The sequence below is a fragment of the Pseudarthrobacter sp. YAF2 genome (assembly GCF_052113345.1).
Taxonomy (GTDB): Bacteria; Actinomycetota; Actinomycetes; order Actinomycetales; family Micrococcaceae; genus Arthrobacter.
In genome coordinates, this window is the sequence record NZ_JBFRDA010000004.1 from 209,980 (window position 1) to 227,835 (window position 17,856).

16 protein-coding genes are annotated in these 17,856 nt (G+C 65.7%); 15 read left to right on the plus strand and 1 reads right to left on the minus strand.

Annotation, left to right across the window (positions count from 1 at the left end):
- The 6 genes from aroC (at nucleotide 1) to nusB (ending at nucleotide 4,522) form a co-directional block, all read left to right on the plus strand.
- Nucleotides 1-1,200, plus strand: coding sequence for a chorismate synthase (aroC, locus tag AB4Y79_RS06475; RefSeq protein ID WP_441859883.1), 1,200 nt, complete (start codon nucleotides 1-3; stop codon nucleotides 1,198-1,200).
- The gene (locus AB4Y79_RS06480; RefSeq protein ID WP_441859828.1) at nucleotides 1,200-1,769 is read left to right on the plus strand and encodes a shikimate kinase; all 570 of its coding nucleotides are present in this window, start codon (nucleotides 1,200-1,202) and stop codon (nucleotides 1,767-1,769) included. The genes aroC and AB4Y79_RS06480 overlap by 1 nt, the downstream gene beginning before the upstream one ends.
- A complete protein-coding gene (aroB, locus tag AB4Y79_RS06485) occupies nucleotides 1,766-2,857 on the plus strand; it encodes a 3-dehydroquinate synthase (RefSeq protein WP_441859830.1) in 1,092 nt (363 codons plus the stop codon). The genes AB4Y79_RS06480 and aroB overlap by 4 nt, the downstream gene beginning before the upstream one ends.
- Nucleotides 2,857-3,375 (plus strand): tetratricopeptide repeat protein, encoded by a 519-nt coding sequence (locus AB4Y79_RS06490; RefSeq protein WP_441859832.1) that lies wholly within the window; start codon nucleotides 2,857-2,859, stop codon nucleotides 3,373-3,375. Before aroB ends, AB4Y79_RS06490 begins: the two co-directional genes overlap by 1 nt.
- A 173-nt stretch (nucleotides 3,376-3,548) precedes the next feature.
- Complete coding sequence (gene efp / locus AB4Y79_RS06495; RefSeq protein ID WP_441859834.1) at nucleotides 3,549-4,112, plus strand: elongation factor P; 564 nt, start codon at nucleotides 3,549-3,551, stop codon at nucleotides 4,110-4,112.
- On the plus strand, nucleotides 4,112-4,522 hold the full coding sequence (gene nusB / locus AB4Y79_RS06500) for a transcription antitermination factor NusB (protein WP_018761427.1): 411 nt from the start codon (nucleotides 4,112-4,114) through the stop codon (nucleotides 4,520-4,522). Before efp ends, nusB begins: the two co-directional genes overlap by 1 nt.
- A gap of 72 nt (nucleotides 4,523-4,594) precedes the next feature.
- On the opposite strand, the gene AB4Y79_RS06505 is transcribed toward nusB, so the two are convergent.
- Nucleotides 4,595-5,869 carry a PrsW family intramembrane metalloprotease gene (locus tag AB4Y79_RS06505; protein ID WP_441859836.1) on the minus strand — a complete coding sequence of 425 codons (1,275 nt, stop codon included), beginning with the start codon at nucleotides 5,867-5,869 and terminating at the stop codon, nucleotides 4,595-4,597.
- 178 nt (nucleotides 5,870-6,047) lie between these two features.
- On the opposite strand from AB4Y79_RS06505, the gene pyrR reads away from it, so the two are divergent.
- The 9 genes from pyrR to AB4Y79_RS06550 all read left to right on the plus strand — a co-directional run bounded on the left by pyrR (nucleotide 6,048) and on the right by AB4Y79_RS06550 (nucleotide 17,695).
- Complete coding sequence (gene pyrR / locus AB4Y79_RS06510; protein ID WP_308930869.1) at nucleotides 6,048-6,635, plus strand: bifunctional pyr operon transcriptional regulator/uracil phosphoribosyltransferase PyrR; 588 nt, start codon at nucleotides 6,048-6,050, stop codon at nucleotides 6,633-6,635.
- Nucleotides 6,632-7,654, plus strand: a complete 1,023-nt coding sequence (locus AB4Y79_RS06515; RefSeq protein WP_441859839.1) for an aspartate carbamoyltransferase catalytic subunit — start codon at nucleotides 6,632-6,634, stop codon at nucleotides 7,652-7,654. Before pyrR ends, AB4Y79_RS06515 begins: the two co-directional genes overlap by 4 nt.
- Nucleotides 7,654-8,994: a dihydroorotase gene (locus AB4Y79_RS06520; RefSeq protein WP_441859841.1), complete on the plus strand. Its 1,341-nt coding sequence runs from the start codon at nucleotides 7,654-7,656 to the stop codon at nucleotides 8,992-8,994. Before AB4Y79_RS06515 ends, AB4Y79_RS06520 begins: the two co-directional genes overlap by 1 nt.
- Nucleotides 8,994-9,512: a PH-like domain-containing protein gene (locus tag AB4Y79_RS06525; RefSeq protein ID WP_441859842.1), complete on the plus strand. Its 519-nt coding sequence runs from the start codon at nucleotides 8,994-8,996 to the stop codon at nucleotides 9,510-9,512. Before AB4Y79_RS06520 ends, AB4Y79_RS06525 begins: the two co-directional genes overlap by 1 nt.
- Nucleotides 9,493-10,782: a glutamine-hydrolyzing carbamoyl-phosphate synthase small subunit gene (gene carA / locus AB4Y79_RS06530; protein WP_441859844.1), complete on the plus strand. Its 1,290-nt coding sequence runs from the start codon at nucleotides 9,493-9,495 to the stop codon at nucleotides 10,780-10,782. The genes AB4Y79_RS06525 and carA overlap by 20 nt, the downstream gene beginning before the upstream one ends.
- Nucleotides 10,782-14,099, plus strand: a complete 3,318-nt coding sequence (gene carB, locus AB4Y79_RS06535) for a carbamoyl-phosphate synthase large subunit (protein WP_441859846.1) — start codon at nucleotides 10,782-10,784, stop codon at nucleotides 14,097-14,099. Before carA ends, carB begins: the two co-directional genes overlap by 1 nt.
- Nucleotides 14,092-14,952 carry an orotidine-5'-phosphate decarboxylase gene (gene pyrF, locus AB4Y79_RS06540; RefSeq protein ID WP_441859847.1) on the plus strand — a complete coding sequence of 287 codons (861 nt, stop codon included), beginning with the start codon at nucleotides 14,092-14,094 and terminating at the stop codon, nucleotides 14,950-14,952. Before carB ends, pyrF begins: the two co-directional genes overlap by 8 nt.
- Before the next feature lie 165 nt (nucleotides 14,953-15,117).
- Nucleotides 15,118-16,152 (plus strand): LacI family DNA-binding transcriptional regulator, encoded by a 1,035-nt coding sequence (locus AB4Y79_RS06545; RefSeq protein WP_441859849.1) that lies wholly within the window; start codon nucleotides 15,118-15,120, stop codon nucleotides 16,150-16,152.
- Nucleotides 16,153-16,345: 193 nt separating this feature from the next.
- Nucleotides 16,346-17,695, plus strand: a complete 1,350-nt coding sequence (locus tag AB4Y79_RS06550; RefSeq protein WP_441859850.1) for an ABC transporter substrate-binding protein — start codon at nucleotides 16,346-16,348, stop codon at nucleotides 17,693-17,695.
- The last annotated feature ends 161 nt before the right edge of the window (nucleotides 17,696-17,856 follow it).

The following is a 17,856-nucleotide window of genomic DNA, read 5'->3' on the forward strand; positions in this document are numbered from 1 at the left end:
ATTATGCGTTGGTTGACTGCCGGTGAATCCCATGGCCCGGCTTTGATGGGAATTATTGAGGGTGTTCCCGCAGGTGTGGAAATCACCAGCGGGGACATCGCTGACTCCCTGGCCCGCCGCCGGCTCGGCTATGGCCGCGGCGCACGGATGAAGTTCGAACAGGACGTGGTCACCATCCTGGGCGGTGTCCGGCACGGCCGCACCCAGGGCGGTCCCGTCGCCATCCAGGTGGGCAACACCGAATGGCCCAAATGGGAGCAGATCATGTCTGCCGACCCCGTGGACCCCGAAATCCTCGCCGACCAGGCCCGCAACGCGCCGCTGACGCGGCCGCGCCCCGGCCACGCCGACTTCACCGGCATGCAGAAATACGGCTTCGATGAGGCCCGTCCCGTCCTGGAGCGCGCAAGCGCCCGCGAAACCGCAACTCGCGTGGCGCTTGGTACCGTGGCAGCCCGGTTCCTCCGGCATCTTGGGATCGAACTGGTCAGCCATACGGTTTCCATCGCCAGCGTCACTGTGCCCGAAGGCCGCCCGCTGCCCTTGCCCGGCGATGTGATCGCCTTGGACACCGATCCACTGCGCTGCTTCGACCGCGAAACCTCCGATGCCATGGTTGCCGAGGTGGACGCGGCGCATAAGGAAGGCGAAACGCTGGGCGGCGTGGTGGAAGTCCTCGCATACGGGCTCCCGCCGGGACTGGGCAGCTACGTGCACTGGGACCGCCGGCTCGACGCCCGGCTGGCCGCGGCGCTGATGGGCATCCAGGCCATTAAGGGCGTGGAGGTGGGCGACGGCTTCCTGACCGCGGCACGCCGGGGTTCGGCCGCCCACGACGAGATCGTCCGGGACGCCAAGGGCCGCATCGGCCGCGTCAGCAACCGCGCAGGCGGTATTGAAGGCGGCATGAGCATCGGTGACGTCCTCCGGGTCCGTGCCGCCATGAAGCCGATCGCCACGGTGCCGCGCGCCCTGCGCACCATCGACGTCAGCACCGGTGAACCGGCCAAAGCCCACCACCAGCGCTCGGACGTCTGTGCCGTCCCGGCCGCAGGCGTCGTGGCCGAGGCCATGGTTGCCCTGGTCCTGGCCGAAGCCGTCATCGAGAAGTTCGGCGGTGACTCCGTGGCAGAAACCGCCCGCAACATCAAGGGTTACCTGGACAACATCCCGGCTTCCCTGGACTCGATCGGCCAATAGTGCTTCATCACGGCAGTACCGGCCACGCAGGCGGCCGGCCGATTGTGCTCATCGGCCCCATGGCCGTCGGTAAATCGGCCATTGGCCAGCAGCTGGCACAACAGCTGGGCGTCCGGTTTATTGACACGGACGCCGTCATCGTTGCCGGGCACGGATCCATCGCCGATATCTTCGCAGGCCGCGGTGAGCACGCGTTCCGGGAAATTGAAGCCCGGACCGTCGCCGAGGCCGTCGAGGAAGCGGAAGGTACCACCACGGTCATTTCGCTGGGTGGCGGTGCCGTCCTCGACTCCGGGACGCAGCAGCTCATGGGCCGCTGCACAGTGGTCTACCTCGAATGCGACGCTGATACCGTGGCAGACAGGATCGCCCGGAACTCGGGCCGGCCGCTCCTCGCCGGCGATGCCATGGGGCGCTGGACAGCAATGTTCGCCACCCGCAAGCCGGTCTACGAGAGGCTGGCCGACATCACCCTGGACGTCCGCCACGGTTCGATACCCGAGCTCGGCGGACGGCTGGAAGCAGCACTGCGGCACCACGCAGCTGCCAAACAGGAAGTTGAGAAGTGAACACGCAATCAACAGTCATCAACGTCACCGGCGAAGGTGCCGGCAACAACTACGGCGTCGTCGTCGGGCGCGGCCTGCTTGGTGAACTTCCCGCCCTGCTGGGTGAACGCGTCAGGCGGGTCCTGGTGATTCACCCCCGTGCCCTGCGCCTCACCGGCGACACCGTCCGCGACGAACTGGCTGAGGCCGGCTTCACCTCGCTCACGGCGGAAATTCCTGACGCCGAAGAAGGCAAGCACATCCAGGTGGCCGCATTTTGCTGGCAGGTCCTGGGCCAGAACGACTTCACCCGTTCGGACGCCATCGTGGCCGTTGGCGGGGGAGCAGTCACCGACCTCGCCGGCTTCGTCGCCGCCACCTGGCTGCGCGGAGTCAAGGTCATCCACATGCCCACCAGCCTGCTGGGCATGGTGGACGCATCTGTGGGCGGGAAAACCGGCATCAACACCGCCGAGGGAAAGAACCTGGTGGGGGCGTTCCATCCGCCGGCAGCCGTCCTGGCGGACCTGGACACCCTGGACACGCTGCCGAAGAACGAAATCATTTCCGGCCTCGCCGAGGTAATCAAGTGCGGCTTCATTGCAGACCCCGCCATCCTCGACCTGGTGGAGAACGACCCGGCCGCGGTGGTGGATCCCCGCTCGGACGCCCTGCGCGAGCTGATCGAACGCGCCATCGCTGTAAAGGCGAAAGTGGTTTCCGAAGACCTCAAGGAATCCGGGCTCCGGGAAATCCTGAACTACGGACACACGCTGGGCCATGCCATCGAACTGGTGGAGCGGTATTCCTGGCGTCACGGCGCCGCGGTATCCGTGGGCATGATGTTCGCGGCCGAACTTGCCCGGAGCGTGGGCCGTCTCAGCGATGCCGACGCCGACAGGCACCGGAGCATCCTGGATGGGCTTGGGCTGCCGGTCACGTACCGGCGGGACCGATGGCAGGGGCTGCTGGACGGGATGCGGCGCGACAAGAAGTCCCGCTGCGACCTGCTGCGCTTCGTGGTCTTGGACGGAATCGCCAAGCCGGGCATCCTTGACGTGCCGGACACCTCGCTGCTGTTCGCCGCGTACCAGGAGATTGCGTCCTGATGCAGGCCGACATGACCGGCACCGCCGACTGGCCCCAGGCCGGGTTCCCCGGAATCCGCATCAACCCGGATACCCTGATGCCGCAGATCGTCAATGAGGACGCTGTCCGGGAAGCCCTGTCAGCCTCGACAGATCCCGCCGACCACATTTTCGTCCTGCTGGTCGAAGGCCACGCCTCCGAGGCGGCGGAACTCCTGGCCGAAGCACGGTTCAAGGACCCGGAATCGTTCCGGCTGCGCGTCTTCGAAGCCGAGGTACTGAGCATCACCCACCGGATGGACCGCGCCATTGAACTGTTCCGGCAGCTCCTGGCCGAGGTCCACGGTACTCCCCGCGAAGCGCTGGCACTGCAGTTCCTGGGCACCACCCAGTACGCGGCAGGCCAGACGTCCGCCGCTGTGGAGTCCTTCTCCAAGGCCTTGGACCTGCGGGTGGCACAGTCCGCGGATGCCGCCCAGATCTACTCCACCACCGTGGCGCTCCAGCGGGCACGGGACATCCTGGATTTGGCCTGCTGAGGCGGCAGGCCACCGCGGCGGAAAGGCTGCCCGGTATTTACCGGTAGAATGGTTGTGGAATTTTTGCATCCACGCGATTTTTGACAAACACGTGCAGGCGGGCCGAATTGGTTTGCCCGCCCGGCATACAGCACCTGGCCCACACGGCCGGACAACGAAACCAGAGGAAACCAGTGGCAACCACTAACGACATTAAGAACGGAACGGTCCTGAAGCTTGAGGGCCAGCTGTGGAACATCATCGAGTTCCAGCACGTCAAGCCGGGCAAGGGCGGCGCGTTCGTCCGCACCAAGATGCGCAACGTGATGTCCGGAAAGGTTGTCGACAAGACCTTCAACGCCGGCCTCAAAATTGAGACGGCCACCGTCGACCGCCGCGACTACCAGTACCTCTACCAGGACGGCGCGGACTTCGTGTTCATGGACACCTCCGACTTCGACCAGATCACCGTTTCCGGCGCCACGGTGGGGGACGCCACCAACTTCATGCTTGAGAACCAGATGGTGAACATCGCCATCCACGACGGCAACCCCCTCTACATCGAACTGCCGCCGAGCGTTGTCCTCGAAATCACCTACACCGAGCCGGGCCTGCAGGGCGACCGCTCGTCCGCGGGCACCAAGCCTGCCACCCTGGAAACGGGCTACGAGATCCAGGTGCCGCTGTTCATCGAGAACAACACCAAGGTCAAGGTGGACACCCGCGACGGCAGCTACCTGGGCCGGGTCACCGAGTAGTGAGCGCCCGCGGTAAAGCCCGCAACAGGGCACTGGATGTTCTTTTCGAGGCGGAGCAGCGCTCTGTTTCGGCGTTCGACGTGCTTCGCGCACGCCGGGAAAAGACCGACCAGGTGGTCAACCCCTACACCCTGGAAATCGTCGAGGGCGTGGTGTCCCAGCAGGCAGCCATTGATGAGTTCCTGGAGACCTACTCGCAGGGCTGGAGCCTTGAACGCATGCCGTCCGTGGACCGCATCATCCTGCGTATCGGCACCTGGGAGCTCTTGTACAACGACGACGTCCCTGACGGCGTAGCGGTCAGCGAGGCTGTTGCGCTGGCCAAGACGTTGTCAACGGATGAGTCGCCGCAGTTCATCAACGGCCTGCTCGGCAGGCTGCAGCAGCTGAAGCCATCGCTGCTCGCCTGACCTGACAACCAGGTTCACAGCATGTGACGCAGAAGGGGCCCGCCGGTCAACCGGCGGGCCCCTTCTACGTTCTCAACCGGAGACCGCTGCGCGGAGCTCGAGGATCCTTTGGAGTTGCTGCCGTTCCTCGGCCTGGTGGAGCGGCACGTCCCGTCCGCTCAGGATCCGCTGGCGGGTATTGGCGAGCTGTGTGGCGGCCTTCAGGAACTGCCTCATCTGTGGCTTCCGGCCCGAATTGGCGGCCCATGCCAAAGCCGTGCGCCTGCCTCCGGGGGTCGCCAGGAGCTGGACCTCGTCCGGGGTGAACCATCCCGCGGCCGAATACTCCAGCAGCCGCTGCCGGGTCAGCCGCTTCTCGGCAACGCGAAGGAAGATGATGCCGCCCACCGCCAGCAGGAAGATCGGTACCTGGACCACGATGTAGTCCAGCAGGAAACCCCGGCCCATGCTGTTCCACCTGTTGTGCAGGAACATGGCCGGCAGCAGCCCGACGAAGAACGCTGCCACGGAGGCTCCGGTGTGCCACTTCCTTGCGGCGAAACCCATGACCAGGCCGGTGGTTCCGGTGAAGATCGCGTGCGCGAATGGCGACATCACGCCGCGGAGGAAGAAGATTTGGGCGAGGTCGCCGGCCGGGGAGGCTGAGTCGGCCACCGCCCTGCCGAAGTAGAGGATGTTTTCGGTGAAGGCGAACCCGCCCGCGATGGTGAAGGCGAACACGACGCCGTCCACCGGGCCGTCAAACTGCCGTCGCGCTGCCAGCAGGATGATCAGCAGGCCCAGGGATTTGGCGAATTCCTCGACGATGGGCGCCTGCACAGTGGCCATATAGGTTTGCAGGTCCGGCTGGTCGGTGAACTGGAATGCGATCACGAAGAACGGCTGGACAAGCAGCGTCACGGCTACGGATACCGCCGCGCCCCAGAGGAACGCGAAGAACAGCAGCCGCTTGGGTTCCGGTTCCCACCTGTCGATGATGTGGACCGCCCCCAGGACCACGGACAAGGGAATCAGCGATGCCAGGAACCCGATCAGGAAGCCGGCGGTGCCGGTGTTGGACAGAAGGAACGGGACCACCAGGAACAAGCTCAGGAGAGCGAGGACACCGCCTGCTATGGACAGCCCCGCCAGTCCACTCCGCGCCCGCGATGCCCGCAGTACAGTCCCTTGGACCTGGGGCCCGACCGTGGCCAACGGCAGGCCACCGTGCCCCGGTGCTGAACGGTAATGTCCGGGATGGACCTGGCCCATCCAGCTGGGGTTGGCCTGCTGGGGCACCGGCCCGGGCGCCTCGCGGTACGGGTCGTCGGGGAGCCCAGGTGTTGGTTGCTGCGGATACGTCGGCATACCCGAAAGCCTAGGCGGGGGCCGCCGGACGGCCAAGGAGCCGGAAACCCGCGCCATCCGGTGTGACCAGCGACGCGTTTCCCGGGGCACGGGCAGCCGGAGGCCATGTGGTAATTTTGAACAGCAAATATTCCTTTTTTAATTCCGTCCTGTGAGGCGGGGAAAGGGGAGACGAGCGTTGACTTCTGTCACCAGCGCACCGGTTCCAGCCAGGGTTGTCCTCAGCCAGGCGGACATTGACCGGGCACTCACTCGTATCGCCCATGAGATCCTCGAAGCCAACAAGGGATCCCGGGACTTGGTCCTGCTGGGCATTCCCCGCCGCGGTTACCCGCTGGCTCTCCGGCTGGCCGAAAAAATCGCCGCCGCCGACGCCACTGTGGACGCCGCCGCCATCGTGGGCCAGCTCGACGTCACCATGTTCCGCGACGACCTGTCCCACCAGGGGACCCGGCCGCCGTACCCCACCAAACTGCCCCGCACAGGCATTGACAACAAGGTGGTGGTACTGATCGACGACGTCCTGTACTCCGGCCGCACCATCCGCGCCGCCCTGGACGCCCTCGTGGACCTCGGCCGGCCGCGCATCGTCCGGCTTGCAGTCCTGATCGACCGGGGCCACCGCGAACTTCCCATCCGCGCTGACCATGTTGGCAAGAACCTGCCCACGTCCTCCGCCGAAAAGGTTCGGGTCCGGCTCGAGGAGACTGACACGCCCGAGGGCGGAACCCCGGTCAACGAAGTCGTAATCGAGGGCGGCGCATGAAACACCTCCTGTCCACCGAGGACCTCAGCCTCGCGAACGCCATCCGCATCCTGGACACCGCCGAGGAAATGTCTGCCGTAGGGGAGCGGGAAGTCAAGAAACTCCCGGCCCTGCGCGGACGCACGGTGGTCAACCTCTTCTTCGAGGACTCCACCCGGACCCGCATCTCCTTCGAAGCCGCCGCGAAGCGGCTGTCTGCCGACGTGATCAACTTCGCCGCCAAGGGGTCTTCGGTATCCAAGGGGGAGTCCCTCAAGGACACCGCCCAGACGCTGTCCGCCATGGGGGCCGACGCCGTCGTCATCCGCCACTGGGCGTCCGGCGCGCCGCACCGGCTCGCTGCAACGGACTGGATCGACGCCGGTGTCATCAATGCCGGGGACGGCACCCACGAACACCCCACCCAGGCCCTCCTCGACGCCTTCACCATGCGCCGGCACTGGGCCCGGCTGGCCGGCACCGGGTCGGAAGGAACCGACCTCAAGGGCCTGCGTGTAGCCATCGTGGGCGATGTCCTGCACTCGCGCGTGGCGCGATCCAACGTCTGGCTGCTCCGTACCCTTGGTGCTGAGGTCACCTTGGTGGCGCCGCCCACGCTGCTGCCGGTCGGCGTCGAGCAATGGCCCTGCAGCGTCAGCTATGACCTTGACCAAACCCTGGCCAACGGTGTGGACGCCGTCATGATGCTCCGCGTCCAGGGCGAACGCATGAACGCCTCGTTCTTCCCCAGCACCAGGGAATACTCCCGCCGTTGGGGATTCGACGACAACCGGCTCCGCGCCCTGGACGACCTCGGCATGACCGATACCATCATCATGCATCCCGGTCCCATGAACCGGGGCCTGGAAATCAGCGCCGCCGCAGCGGACTCACCCCGGTCCACCGTCCTGGCGCAGGTCCGCAACGGCGTGTCCGTCCGGATGGCCGCACTGTACCTGCTGCTTTCCGGGGATTCCCGCGAACCAGCCGCAACCCGGGCCCCGGCCTACACCGCCCCGCCCATCAAGGAGAGCATCTGATGACGACCACCACCGGAACCTACCTCATCAAGGGCGCCTCCATCCTTGGCGGCGAAGCCTCAGACCTGATGGTCCGCGACGGCATCATCGCCGAAATCGGCAACGGCCTGGCTGCCGATGGGGCCACGGTGATCGACGCCGCCGGCCTCGTGGCCTTGCCCGGCATGGTTGACGTCCACACCCACCTCCGCGAACCCGGCCGTGAAGACGCCGAAACCGTCGAAACCGGAACCCGCGCAGCGGCGCTGGGAGGCTACACCGCCGTCCACGCCATGGCCAACAGCACCCCCGTCGCGGACACCGCAGGCGTCGTCGAACAGGTCTACACCCTGGGCCGCACCGCAGGCTGGGTGGACGTACGCCCGGTCGGGGCCGTCACCGTCGGCCTGGCGGGGGAGCAGCTCGCAGAGCTCGGTGCGATGGCCGACTCCCGCGCCCGGGTCCGGATGTTCTCCGACGACGGCATCTGCGTCCACGACCCCGTGCTGATGCGCCGGGCGCTGGAATACGTCAAGGCGTTCGACGGCGTCGTGGCCCAGCACGCACAGGAACCCCGCCTCACCGCCGGGGCACAGATGAACGAGGGCGACGTCTCCGCGGTCCTCGGCCTGACCGGCTGGCCCGCGGTCGCCGAGGAAAGCATCATCGCCCGCGACGTCCTGCTGGCCCAGCACGTCGGCTCGCGGCTGCACGTCTGCCACGTATCCACGGCCGGCTCCGTTGAAATCATCCGGTGGGCCAAGGAACGGGGCATCGACGTCACCGCCGAGGTGACGCCGCACCACCTGCTGCTCACGGACGACCTCGTGCGCAGCTACGACCCCGTCTTCAAGGTCAACCCGCCGCTGCGGACCGACGCAGACGTCCAGGCATTGCGTGCCGGGCTCGCAGACGGCACGATCGACGTTGTGGGTACCGACCATGCACCGCACCCCAGCGAGCACAAAGAGTGTGAATGGGCGCAGGCCGCCATGGGAATGACCGGGCTGGAAACCGCCCTCTCCGTCGTGCAGCACGCCATGATCGAAACCGGGCTCATGACGTGGGCGGATTTCGCCAGGGTCACGTCCACGGCCGCGGCAAGAATCGGCCGGCTCACCGACCAGGGACGGCCCATCGAGGCGGGCGAACCCGCCAACCTCATCCTGGTGGACCCGGCAGCCCGCTGGACCGTCGATCCGTTCGCGATGGCCACCATGGGCCGCAACTCGCCGTTCAAGGGCCGGGAACTGCCGGGCAAGGTGGTAGTCACCTTCTTCAAGGGACACCCCACTGTGCTCGATGGTGCACTGAATACGCCGCACCCCGACGCCGCAGCAACCCCTGCGGGAGCTGCCTGATGGACAAGATCCTTCCCGGACTTGCCATGCTGGCGGTCGTCGCCGTCGTCTTTGTCCTCCTGGGCATCGGCTGGCGGAACCGCCTGAGGCGCCAGTCCGACGTCGAACAGCTGCCCCCGGTGCCCGCCGCACCCGGTGAGCCCGCCGCCGTCGCCGAAGGGCAGTACGTGGCTACCACCACCGCCGGTGACTGGCTCGACCGGATCGCCGTCCATGGCCTGGGGATCCGCACCAACGCAACCCTCGCGGTGTACCCGCACGGCGTCCTCTACGAGCGGTCAGGCGCGCCGGCCCTGTACATCCCCGCAGCTTCCCTCCTGGGTGTCCGGCAGGAAAGCGGCATGGCGGGTAAGTTCGTGGAGAAGGACGGCCTGCTGGTGCTGGCATGGACGCTCGGCGCGCACGGGCTGGACACCGGCTTCCGGACCCGGCGCGCGGCCGACAAGGACGTTCTCTACCAGGCCCTTCAGAATTTGATTTCGTCAGCCCCAGCGGCTGGTGCCACCAGTGGAAAGTAAGACAGTGAAAGCGAATACATTGACAGCAACCACCTCCGCTCCGGCAGCGCTAGTTCTCGAAGACGGGCGCATTTTCCGCGGCACCAGCTACGGCGCCACCGGCACCGCACTGGGCGAGGCCGTCTTCGCCACCGGGATGACCGGCTACCAGGAAACCATCACCGATCCCTCCTACGCCCGCCAGTTGGTGGTCCAGACGGCCCCGCACATCGGCAACACCGGTGTGAACAGCGAGGACGCCGAGTCCCGGCGGATCTGGGTGGCCGGCTACATTGTCCGGGACGCCGCACGCCGGCCCTCCAACTGGCGTTCCGAGCGCTCCCTCGACGAGGAACTGGTGGACCAGGGCATTGTCGGCATCCAGGGCGTGGACACCCGCGCCGTCACCCGCCACCTGCGCGAGCACAAGACCATGCGCGCCGGCATCTTCTCAGGCGCGGCAGCTGAGGCCACGGACAAGGAACTGGTCGACGCCGTCCTGGCCAGCGCCCCCATGGAGGGCTCCCGCCTGGCCGAGGAAGTCAGCGTGGACGAAGCTTACGTGGTGGAACCGAAGGACCACGGCTGGGATGGCGAACCCCGCTTCACCATCGCGGCAATCGACCTTGGCATCAAGGCCATGACCCCGGTCCGGTTCGCAGAGCGCGGCGTCCGCGTCCACGTGCTGCCCGCCACCGCCACCCTCGAGGACGTCAAGGCCGTCAACCCGGACGGTTTCTTCATGTCCAACGGCCCCGGCGACCCCGCCACCGCTGACGCCCAAGTCAGCCTCCTGCGCTCCGTCCTGGACGAAAAGCTGCCGTACTTCGGGATCTGCTTCGGCAACCAGATCCTGGGCCGGGCGCTGGGCTTTGGCACCTACAAGCTCCGCTACGGACACCGCGGCATCAACCAGCCCGTGATGGACCGCCGCACCGGCAAGGTCGAAATCACGTCCCAGAACCACGGTTTCGCCGTGGACGCCCCGCTCGACGGCGCCACCCAGGCACCGGAGGCACGGTACGGCCGGGTGGAAGTCAGCCACATCAGCCTGAACGACGATGTCGTGGAAGGCCTCGCCTGCCTGGACATCCCCGCATTCTCCGTGCAGTACCACCCCGAAGCAGCCGCCGGCCCGCACGACGCCGCGTACCTCTTCGACCGCTTCATCGAGCTCATGGAAGGCACGCGGGACGGCAGGAATGCCAACCTGTCAAAGGAACCCGTGGACGCCGCCCACCCCGCAGGCGCTGACACCAAAAACGACAACAAGACCGAGGACAAGAAGTAATGCCGAAACGTACAGACCTCAAAAGCGTCCTCGTCATTGGTTCCGGCCCGATCGTCATCGGCCAAGCCGCCGAATTCGACTACTCCGGCACCCAGGCCCTGCGCGTCCTGAAGGAGGAGGGCCTGCGCGTCATCCTCGTGAACTCCAACCCGGCCACCATCATGACCGACCCCGAGTTCGCCGACGCCACCTACGTCGAACCCATCACCCCCGAGGTGGTGGAGAAGATTATCGCCAAGGAACGGCCCGACGCCGTGCTGCCCACCCTGGGCGGCCAGACCGCGCTGAACACCGCCATCGCCCTGGACAAGAACGGCGTGCTCGAGAAATACAACGTGGAACTCATCGGCGCGAACATCGCCGCGATTGAACTCGGCGAGGACCGCGAAAAGTTCAAGGGTGTCGTGGAGCGCTGCGGCGCCGAATCCGCCCGCAGCCACATCATCCACACCATGGACGAGGCCCTCACCGCCGCCGGCGACCTCGGGTACCCCATGGTGGTCCGCCCCTCCTTCACCATGGGCGGCCTGGGCTCCGGCCTGGCCTACAACGAGGATGACCTGCGCCGCATTGTCGGACAGGGCCTGCAGTACAGCCCCACCAGCGAGGTTCTGCTCGAAGAGAGCATCCTGGGCTGGAAGGAATACGAGCTCGAGATGATGCGGGACAAGAACGACAACGTGGTTGTCGTCTGCTCCATCGAGAACTTCGACCCCGTGGGCGTGCACACCGGCGACTCCATCACCGTGGCTCCGGCACTGACCCTCACCGACCGCGAGTACCAGAAGCTGCGCGACGTCGCCATCGCCGTCATCCGCGAGGTGGGCGTGGACACCGGCGGCTGCAACATCCAGTTCGCCATCGACCCCGCCACCGGCCGCGTGGTGGTCATCGAAATGAACCCCCGCGTTTCCCGGTCCTCCGCGCTGGCGTCCAAGGCCACCGGTTTCGCGATCGCCAAGATCGCCACCAAGCTCTCGCTCGGCTACACCCTGGACGAGATCCCCAACGACATCACCCAGAAGACCCCCGCCTCCTTCGAGCCCACCCTGGACTACGTGGTGGTCAAGGTCCCCCGCTTCGCCTTCGAGAAGTTCCCGGCGGCGGACAACACCCTCACCACCACCATGAAGTCGGTGGGCGAGGCCATGGCCATGGGCCGCAACTTCACCGAAGCCCTCCAGAAAGCACTGCGTTCCCTGGAACAGAAGGGCTCACAGCTGGACTTCAGCAGCGTCCCGGAATGGGAGGTAGCCGAACTCATCGAAAAGGCCAAGCGCCCCACCACCGAGCGCCTGCACCAGGTCCAGCGCGCCCTCCTGGGCGGCGCCACCGTGGAGCAGCTTTTCGAGGCCACCAAGATCGATCCCTGGTTCCTTGACCAGCTCCAGCTGCTCAACGAGATCTCCCACGAAATCCGCCAGGCAGGTGCACTGACGGCGGATATGCTCAAGCGCGCCAAGCGCCACGGGTTCTCGGACGAGCAGATCGGCTCCCTCACCCACAACCCGGAGGCCGTGGTCCGGGGCGTCCGCCAGGCCCTCGGCATCCGCCCTGTCTACAAGACCGTTGACACCTGCGCCGCCGAGTTCGCCGCCTACACGCCGTACCACTACTCGGCCTACGACGAGGAGGACGAGGTTGCACTGCACTCCAAGCCGTCCATCCTGATCCTCGGCTCCGGTCCCAACCGCATCGGCCAGGGCATCGAGTTCGACTACTCCTGCGTCCACGCGTCCATGGCGCTGCGCAAGGCCGGCTACGAGACCGTCATGGTCAACTGCAACCCGGAAACCGTCTCCACCGACTACGACGTCTCCACCCGGCTGTACTTTGAGCCCCTCACGCTCGAGGACGTCCTGGAGGTCATCGCGGCCGAGGAACGCACCGGCGGCGTCATGGGCGTGTTCGTCCAGCTCGGCGGCCAGACCCCGCTGAAACTGGCGCAGCAGCTCGCCGACGCCGGCGTGCCCATCCTGGGCACCTCACCGGAGGCCATCGACCTCGCCGAGCACCGTGGCGCGTTCTCCCGCGTGCTGGACAAAGCCGGCCTGGTGGCCCCGAAGAACGGCACCGCCGTCTCCTTCGAGGACGCCAAGAAGATCGCGGACGAGATCGGCTACCCCGTCCTGGTCCGCCCGTCCTACGTGCTGGGCGGCCGCGGCATGGAAATCGTCTACGACGAGCCCAACCTCTCCCGCTACATTGCCAACGCCACCGAAATCACCCCCGACCACCCGGTACTGATCGACCGCTTCCTGGAGGACGCCGTCGAAATCGACGTCGACGCCCTCTACGACGGCACCGACATGTACCTGGGCGGCATCATGGAACACATCGAGGAAGCCGGCATCCACTCCGGCGACTCCGCCTGTGTGCTGCCGCCCATCACCCTGGGCAGCAACGTCATCGAGCGCGTCCGCACCGCAACCCGCGCCATCGCCGAAGGCGTGGGCGTCCGGGGCCTGATCAACATCCAGTTCGCGCTGGCCTCGGACGTCCTGTACGTCCTGGAAGCCAACCCCCGGGCCTCCCGGACCGTGCCCTTCGTGTCCAAGGCCACCGGCGTCCAGATGGCCAAGGCCGCTGCACTGATCGGCACCGGCGTGACCATCAACCAGCTGCGCAGCGCCTACAAGATGCTGCCCGAAACCGGCGACGGCTCCACCCTTCCGCTGGACGCGCCCGTGGCAGTCAAGGAAGCCGTGCTGCCGTTCAGCCGGTTCCGGACGCCCGAGGGCAAGGTGGTGGATTCCCTGCTCGGGCCCGAGATGCGCTCCACCGGCGAGGTCATGGGCATCGACAAGCACTTCGACACGGCCTTCGCCAAGAGCCAGGCAGGCGCCAACAACGCGCTTCCCACCGAGGGCAAAGTCTTCGTGTCCGTGGCCAACCGGGACAAGCGCTCGGTGATCATGGGCGTCAAGCGGCTCTCGGACCTCGGGTTCGAGATCGTCTCCACCGGCGGTACCGCCGACGTCCTGCGCCGCAACGGCATCCAGGCCACCCCGGTCCGCAAAGTCGCCGAGGGAAGCAGCGCCGAAGGGGAAGGCACCATTGCCGACCTCATCGTCGCCGGCGAGATCGACATGGTGTTCAACACGCCGTCAGGCGGCGAGGCCCGCAGCGACGGCTACGAGCTCCGGGCCGCGGCCACGTCCATCGGTATTCCGTGCATCACCACGGTGGCCGAGTTCAACGCCGCCGTACAGGCCATCGAAGCCATGCGCACCTATGAGTGGTCCGTCACCAGCTTGCAGGAGCACGCGGCAGCCCTTGCCGAGTCGCAGCAGAAAGCGGCCCTTCAGCATGCCTGAGCAGCTACCAGGCGCCGGCCGGGAGTCCTTTGGCTCCCGGCTGGGCGCCGCAATGGCGGCCCGCGGCCCGCTCTGCGTGGGCATCGACCCCCACCCGGCGCTGCTGAAGAGCTGGGGCCTGGACGACGACGCCGCAGGGCTGAAGCGCTTTTCGCTCACGGTCCTGGAGGCCGTAGCTCCGCTCGCTGCCGCGGTGAAGCCCCAAGTGGCGCTTTACGAACGGCACGGCTCGGCCGGCATTGCCGTGCTGGAGGAGGTCCTGGCCGAGGCCCGGGACCAGGCGGTGCTCAGCATCGCCGACGCCAAACGTGGGGACATCGGTTCCACCATGGCCGCTTACGCCGACGCCTGGCTCCGTGACGGCTCCCCGCTCGCGGCGGACTCGGTCACGCTCAGCCCCTATCTTGGTTTTGAGTCGTTGCGGCCGGCACTGGACCTCGCCGCGGAAACGGGCCGGGGCGTGTTCGTCCTTGCCCTGACTTCCAACCCTGAGGGCGCGTCGGTCCAGCACGTGGGCGGAAAGGACTCCGTGGCCCGCAGGATCACGGAGTCCGCGGCGGCGGAGAACTCCCGGTATGCCGGGAATCTCGGATCTGTCGGCCTCGTGGTTGGTGCAACCGTCGGCGGCGCCCTGACAGACCTGGAACTGGACCTTGCTGCGGTCCGCGGCCCCATCCTGGCGCCTGGCCTCGGAGCTCAGGGGGCAACACCGGCTGACCTTCGGGCCACCTTCGGCGGCGCTTACCCGCTGGTCCTGGGAACCTCCAGCCGCGACATCCTGTCGGCGGGACCGCAGGTGAGCGCACTGCGCGAAGCCGCCATCCGCACGCTCGACGGGCTCCGCGGGGAGTAACACTGGCTCTGCGGGAAGCACTTGTTTCGTACCTGGCTTGTTCATTACTGATGGCCCCCTCCTGACGAATGCAGCGATGACGCCATGTGCGCGGCTGCCAGCGCCCGTTCCAACGATGTAACCTCGGGAAGGAAGACGACAATTTTGTCTTCGGGAGAGGACGAAATGGCGATCACAATGCGCGACGTGGCCGAGATGGCTGCCGTGTCAATAAAGACGGTCTCCAATGTAATCAACGACCACCCGAACATTAAGCCCGAGACACGCAGCCGTGTCCTTTCTGCCATCGAGGATCTCGGCTACCAACCGAATCTCTCGGCTCGCGGACTCCGTTCCGGCCGCACGGGTGTGATCAGCCTCATTATTCCCGACCTGAAAAACGCGTACTTCGCTGAGCTCGCAGACGCTGTGATGACTGCCGCCTCAAAGAGGGGCCAAGCTGTCATTATTGAACAGAGCGGCGGGGAGCGGGAGCGCGAACTGCAAATCCTTCGCGGCCCCCGAATGCGGATGGTGGACGGCGTCCTCTACAGTGTGCTCGGCCTTGAGCAGGAGGACGCCGACCTCATCAATATCCCGACACCCATCGTGTTGCTGGGTGAACGCATCTTCAACGGACCCGCGGATCACGTAACCATGCAGAATGTCGAGGCATCCCAAGCAGCTACCGAACACCTTCTTGAACTCGGATGCACGCGACTCCTGGCCTTTGGGGCCCACCCCGGGGAGGTGATCGGTTCAGCGGGCCTGCGGCTTGAAGGCTATCGCAGGGCGCTGAATCGAGCCTCCGTACCTTACCGCGAGGAACTGACCGTCGACGTCCAGACCTGGCACCGGGCGGACGGTGCTCAGGCCATGCGGCGCGTACTCGGATCGGGGCTCGCCTTCGACGGCGTGGTGGCTTTTAACGACTCCCTTGCCCTGGGCGCGATGAGCGTGATGCAGGACGCCGGCCTGAAGGTTCCGGACGATGTGGCGATTATCGGCTTCGACGATATCGACGATACGCGCTACTCCCTTCCCGCGCTATCGACCGTAGACCCTGGCCGGCAGGAGATTGCCGAAACCGCAGTCCGGATGTTGCTGGAGCGGATCAACGGCGCGGCTGCCGGGCTCGCACCACGTGAGTTTGAGTCTTCCTTCAAAATCATCGCCCGGGGATCCTCCGGGCGCGGTCCGGTAAAAGTCCCCCGCAATTAAGCCTTGACGTGGAGCAGGACTGCCCTCAGTATTGTTTTACATCGATTACTTACATCGATGTAAACGAAATGGGCGCTAGCTCAAAATCTTTCCCAGCCCCTGACGGTCCTCCTGCACGTGCCCTTGGAGGGGCAGCCGCGGAGACCCGCTCAAGACAATGAAGTCCAGAAAATTCAGCACGAAGGGACCCTACGTGAACAAGAAAACTATCGCGGCCGCGCTGTCGGCCGTCGCCCTGGTTGCAAGCCTCTCTGCCTGCGGCGGCGGAGATGCTGCTCCTGAAGGCGCCAGCACCACTGATTGCACGAACAAGGTCATCCACGCCGATGCTCCCAGGGTCTCGGTATGGGCGTGGTACCCGAACATGGCTGCCGTGGTGGATAACTTCAACAACTCGCACACAGATGTACAGGTCTGCTGGACTGTGGCCGGCCAGGGTGGCCCCGAGTATGCGAAGTTCCAGACAGCGATCGAGGCCGGCAAGGGCGCACCCGATGTGATCATGCTCGAAGCGGACCAGCTTACGGGCTTCGAGCTGCAGAATGCCCTCGTGGACTTGAGCGCCTTTGGTGCAGGCGACGTGAAGAAGAACTTCAGCGAGGGATCCTGGAAGGACGTCTCCCAAGGAAACTCTGTTTACGCCATTCCGGTCGACGGTGGCCCCATGGCAATGATTTACCGCATGGATGTGCTCGACAAGTACGGCATCACGCCTCCAACTACATGGGCTGAGTACGAGAAGGCGGCGCAGAAAGTCAAGGACGCCGGCGGACCGGCCTTTGGCGATCTGGGCAGCAACGTTCCGGCGGCGTTGACCGCCCTCATGGCCCAAAAGGGTGCTGTTCCTTTCAAGTACGACCTGGCGGACCAAAAGAACATTTCGATCAACCTGGACAGCCAGCCGGCAAAGGACGTGTTGAACTACTGGGCGGGGCTGGCAAAGAAGGGCCTTGTAGGCACCCAGGACCAGTTCAACACCGACTACATCACCGGAATGGTCGGCGGTAAATATGCGACGTACATCTCCGCTGCCTGGGCCCCGGGCTATCTGACCGGATCGGGCGTGGGCAAGGGGCAGGAGAAGGATACATTCGCCGTCGCGCCCCTTCCGCAATGGGATTCCGGCAGCCCTGTTTCCGTAAACTGGGGCGGTTCAACCTTCGCGGTCACCTCACAGGCAACCGACAAGAAGCTGGCTGCCGAAGTCGCCAAGGGCCTTTACGCCGACGACGCGTCGCTCACAGACGGCTGGAAAACCCAAACCATCTTCCCGCTGAACCAGAATGTGCTGAAGTCGGACGCCTTCATCAACAACAAAGTTGACTTCTTCAGCGGTCAAACGGCCAACAAGGACATCTACATCCCGGCCGAGAACGCCTACCAAGGCTTCAACTACAGCCCATTCACGGTCTACTACTACGCGCAACTGCAAGCCGAGACGGTCAAGATCAACTCAGGCGAAATCAACGGCGAACAGGCGGCCACCGAGCTGCAGAACACCATGGTGACCTACGCAAAGAGCCAGGGTTTCACAGTCAAGTAGCACCAGCCCGGCCTGCTCCGCCGACGACTTACCGTCGGAGCAGGCCGGATCGACCGACAGAAGGACGCAGGACAGATCATGGCAGTTCACGGGTCAACGGCGACATCCTCGCCGCAAGTCGCTTCACCTGAAGTGCAGGGCCGCTCAGGGCGCCCTCAAAG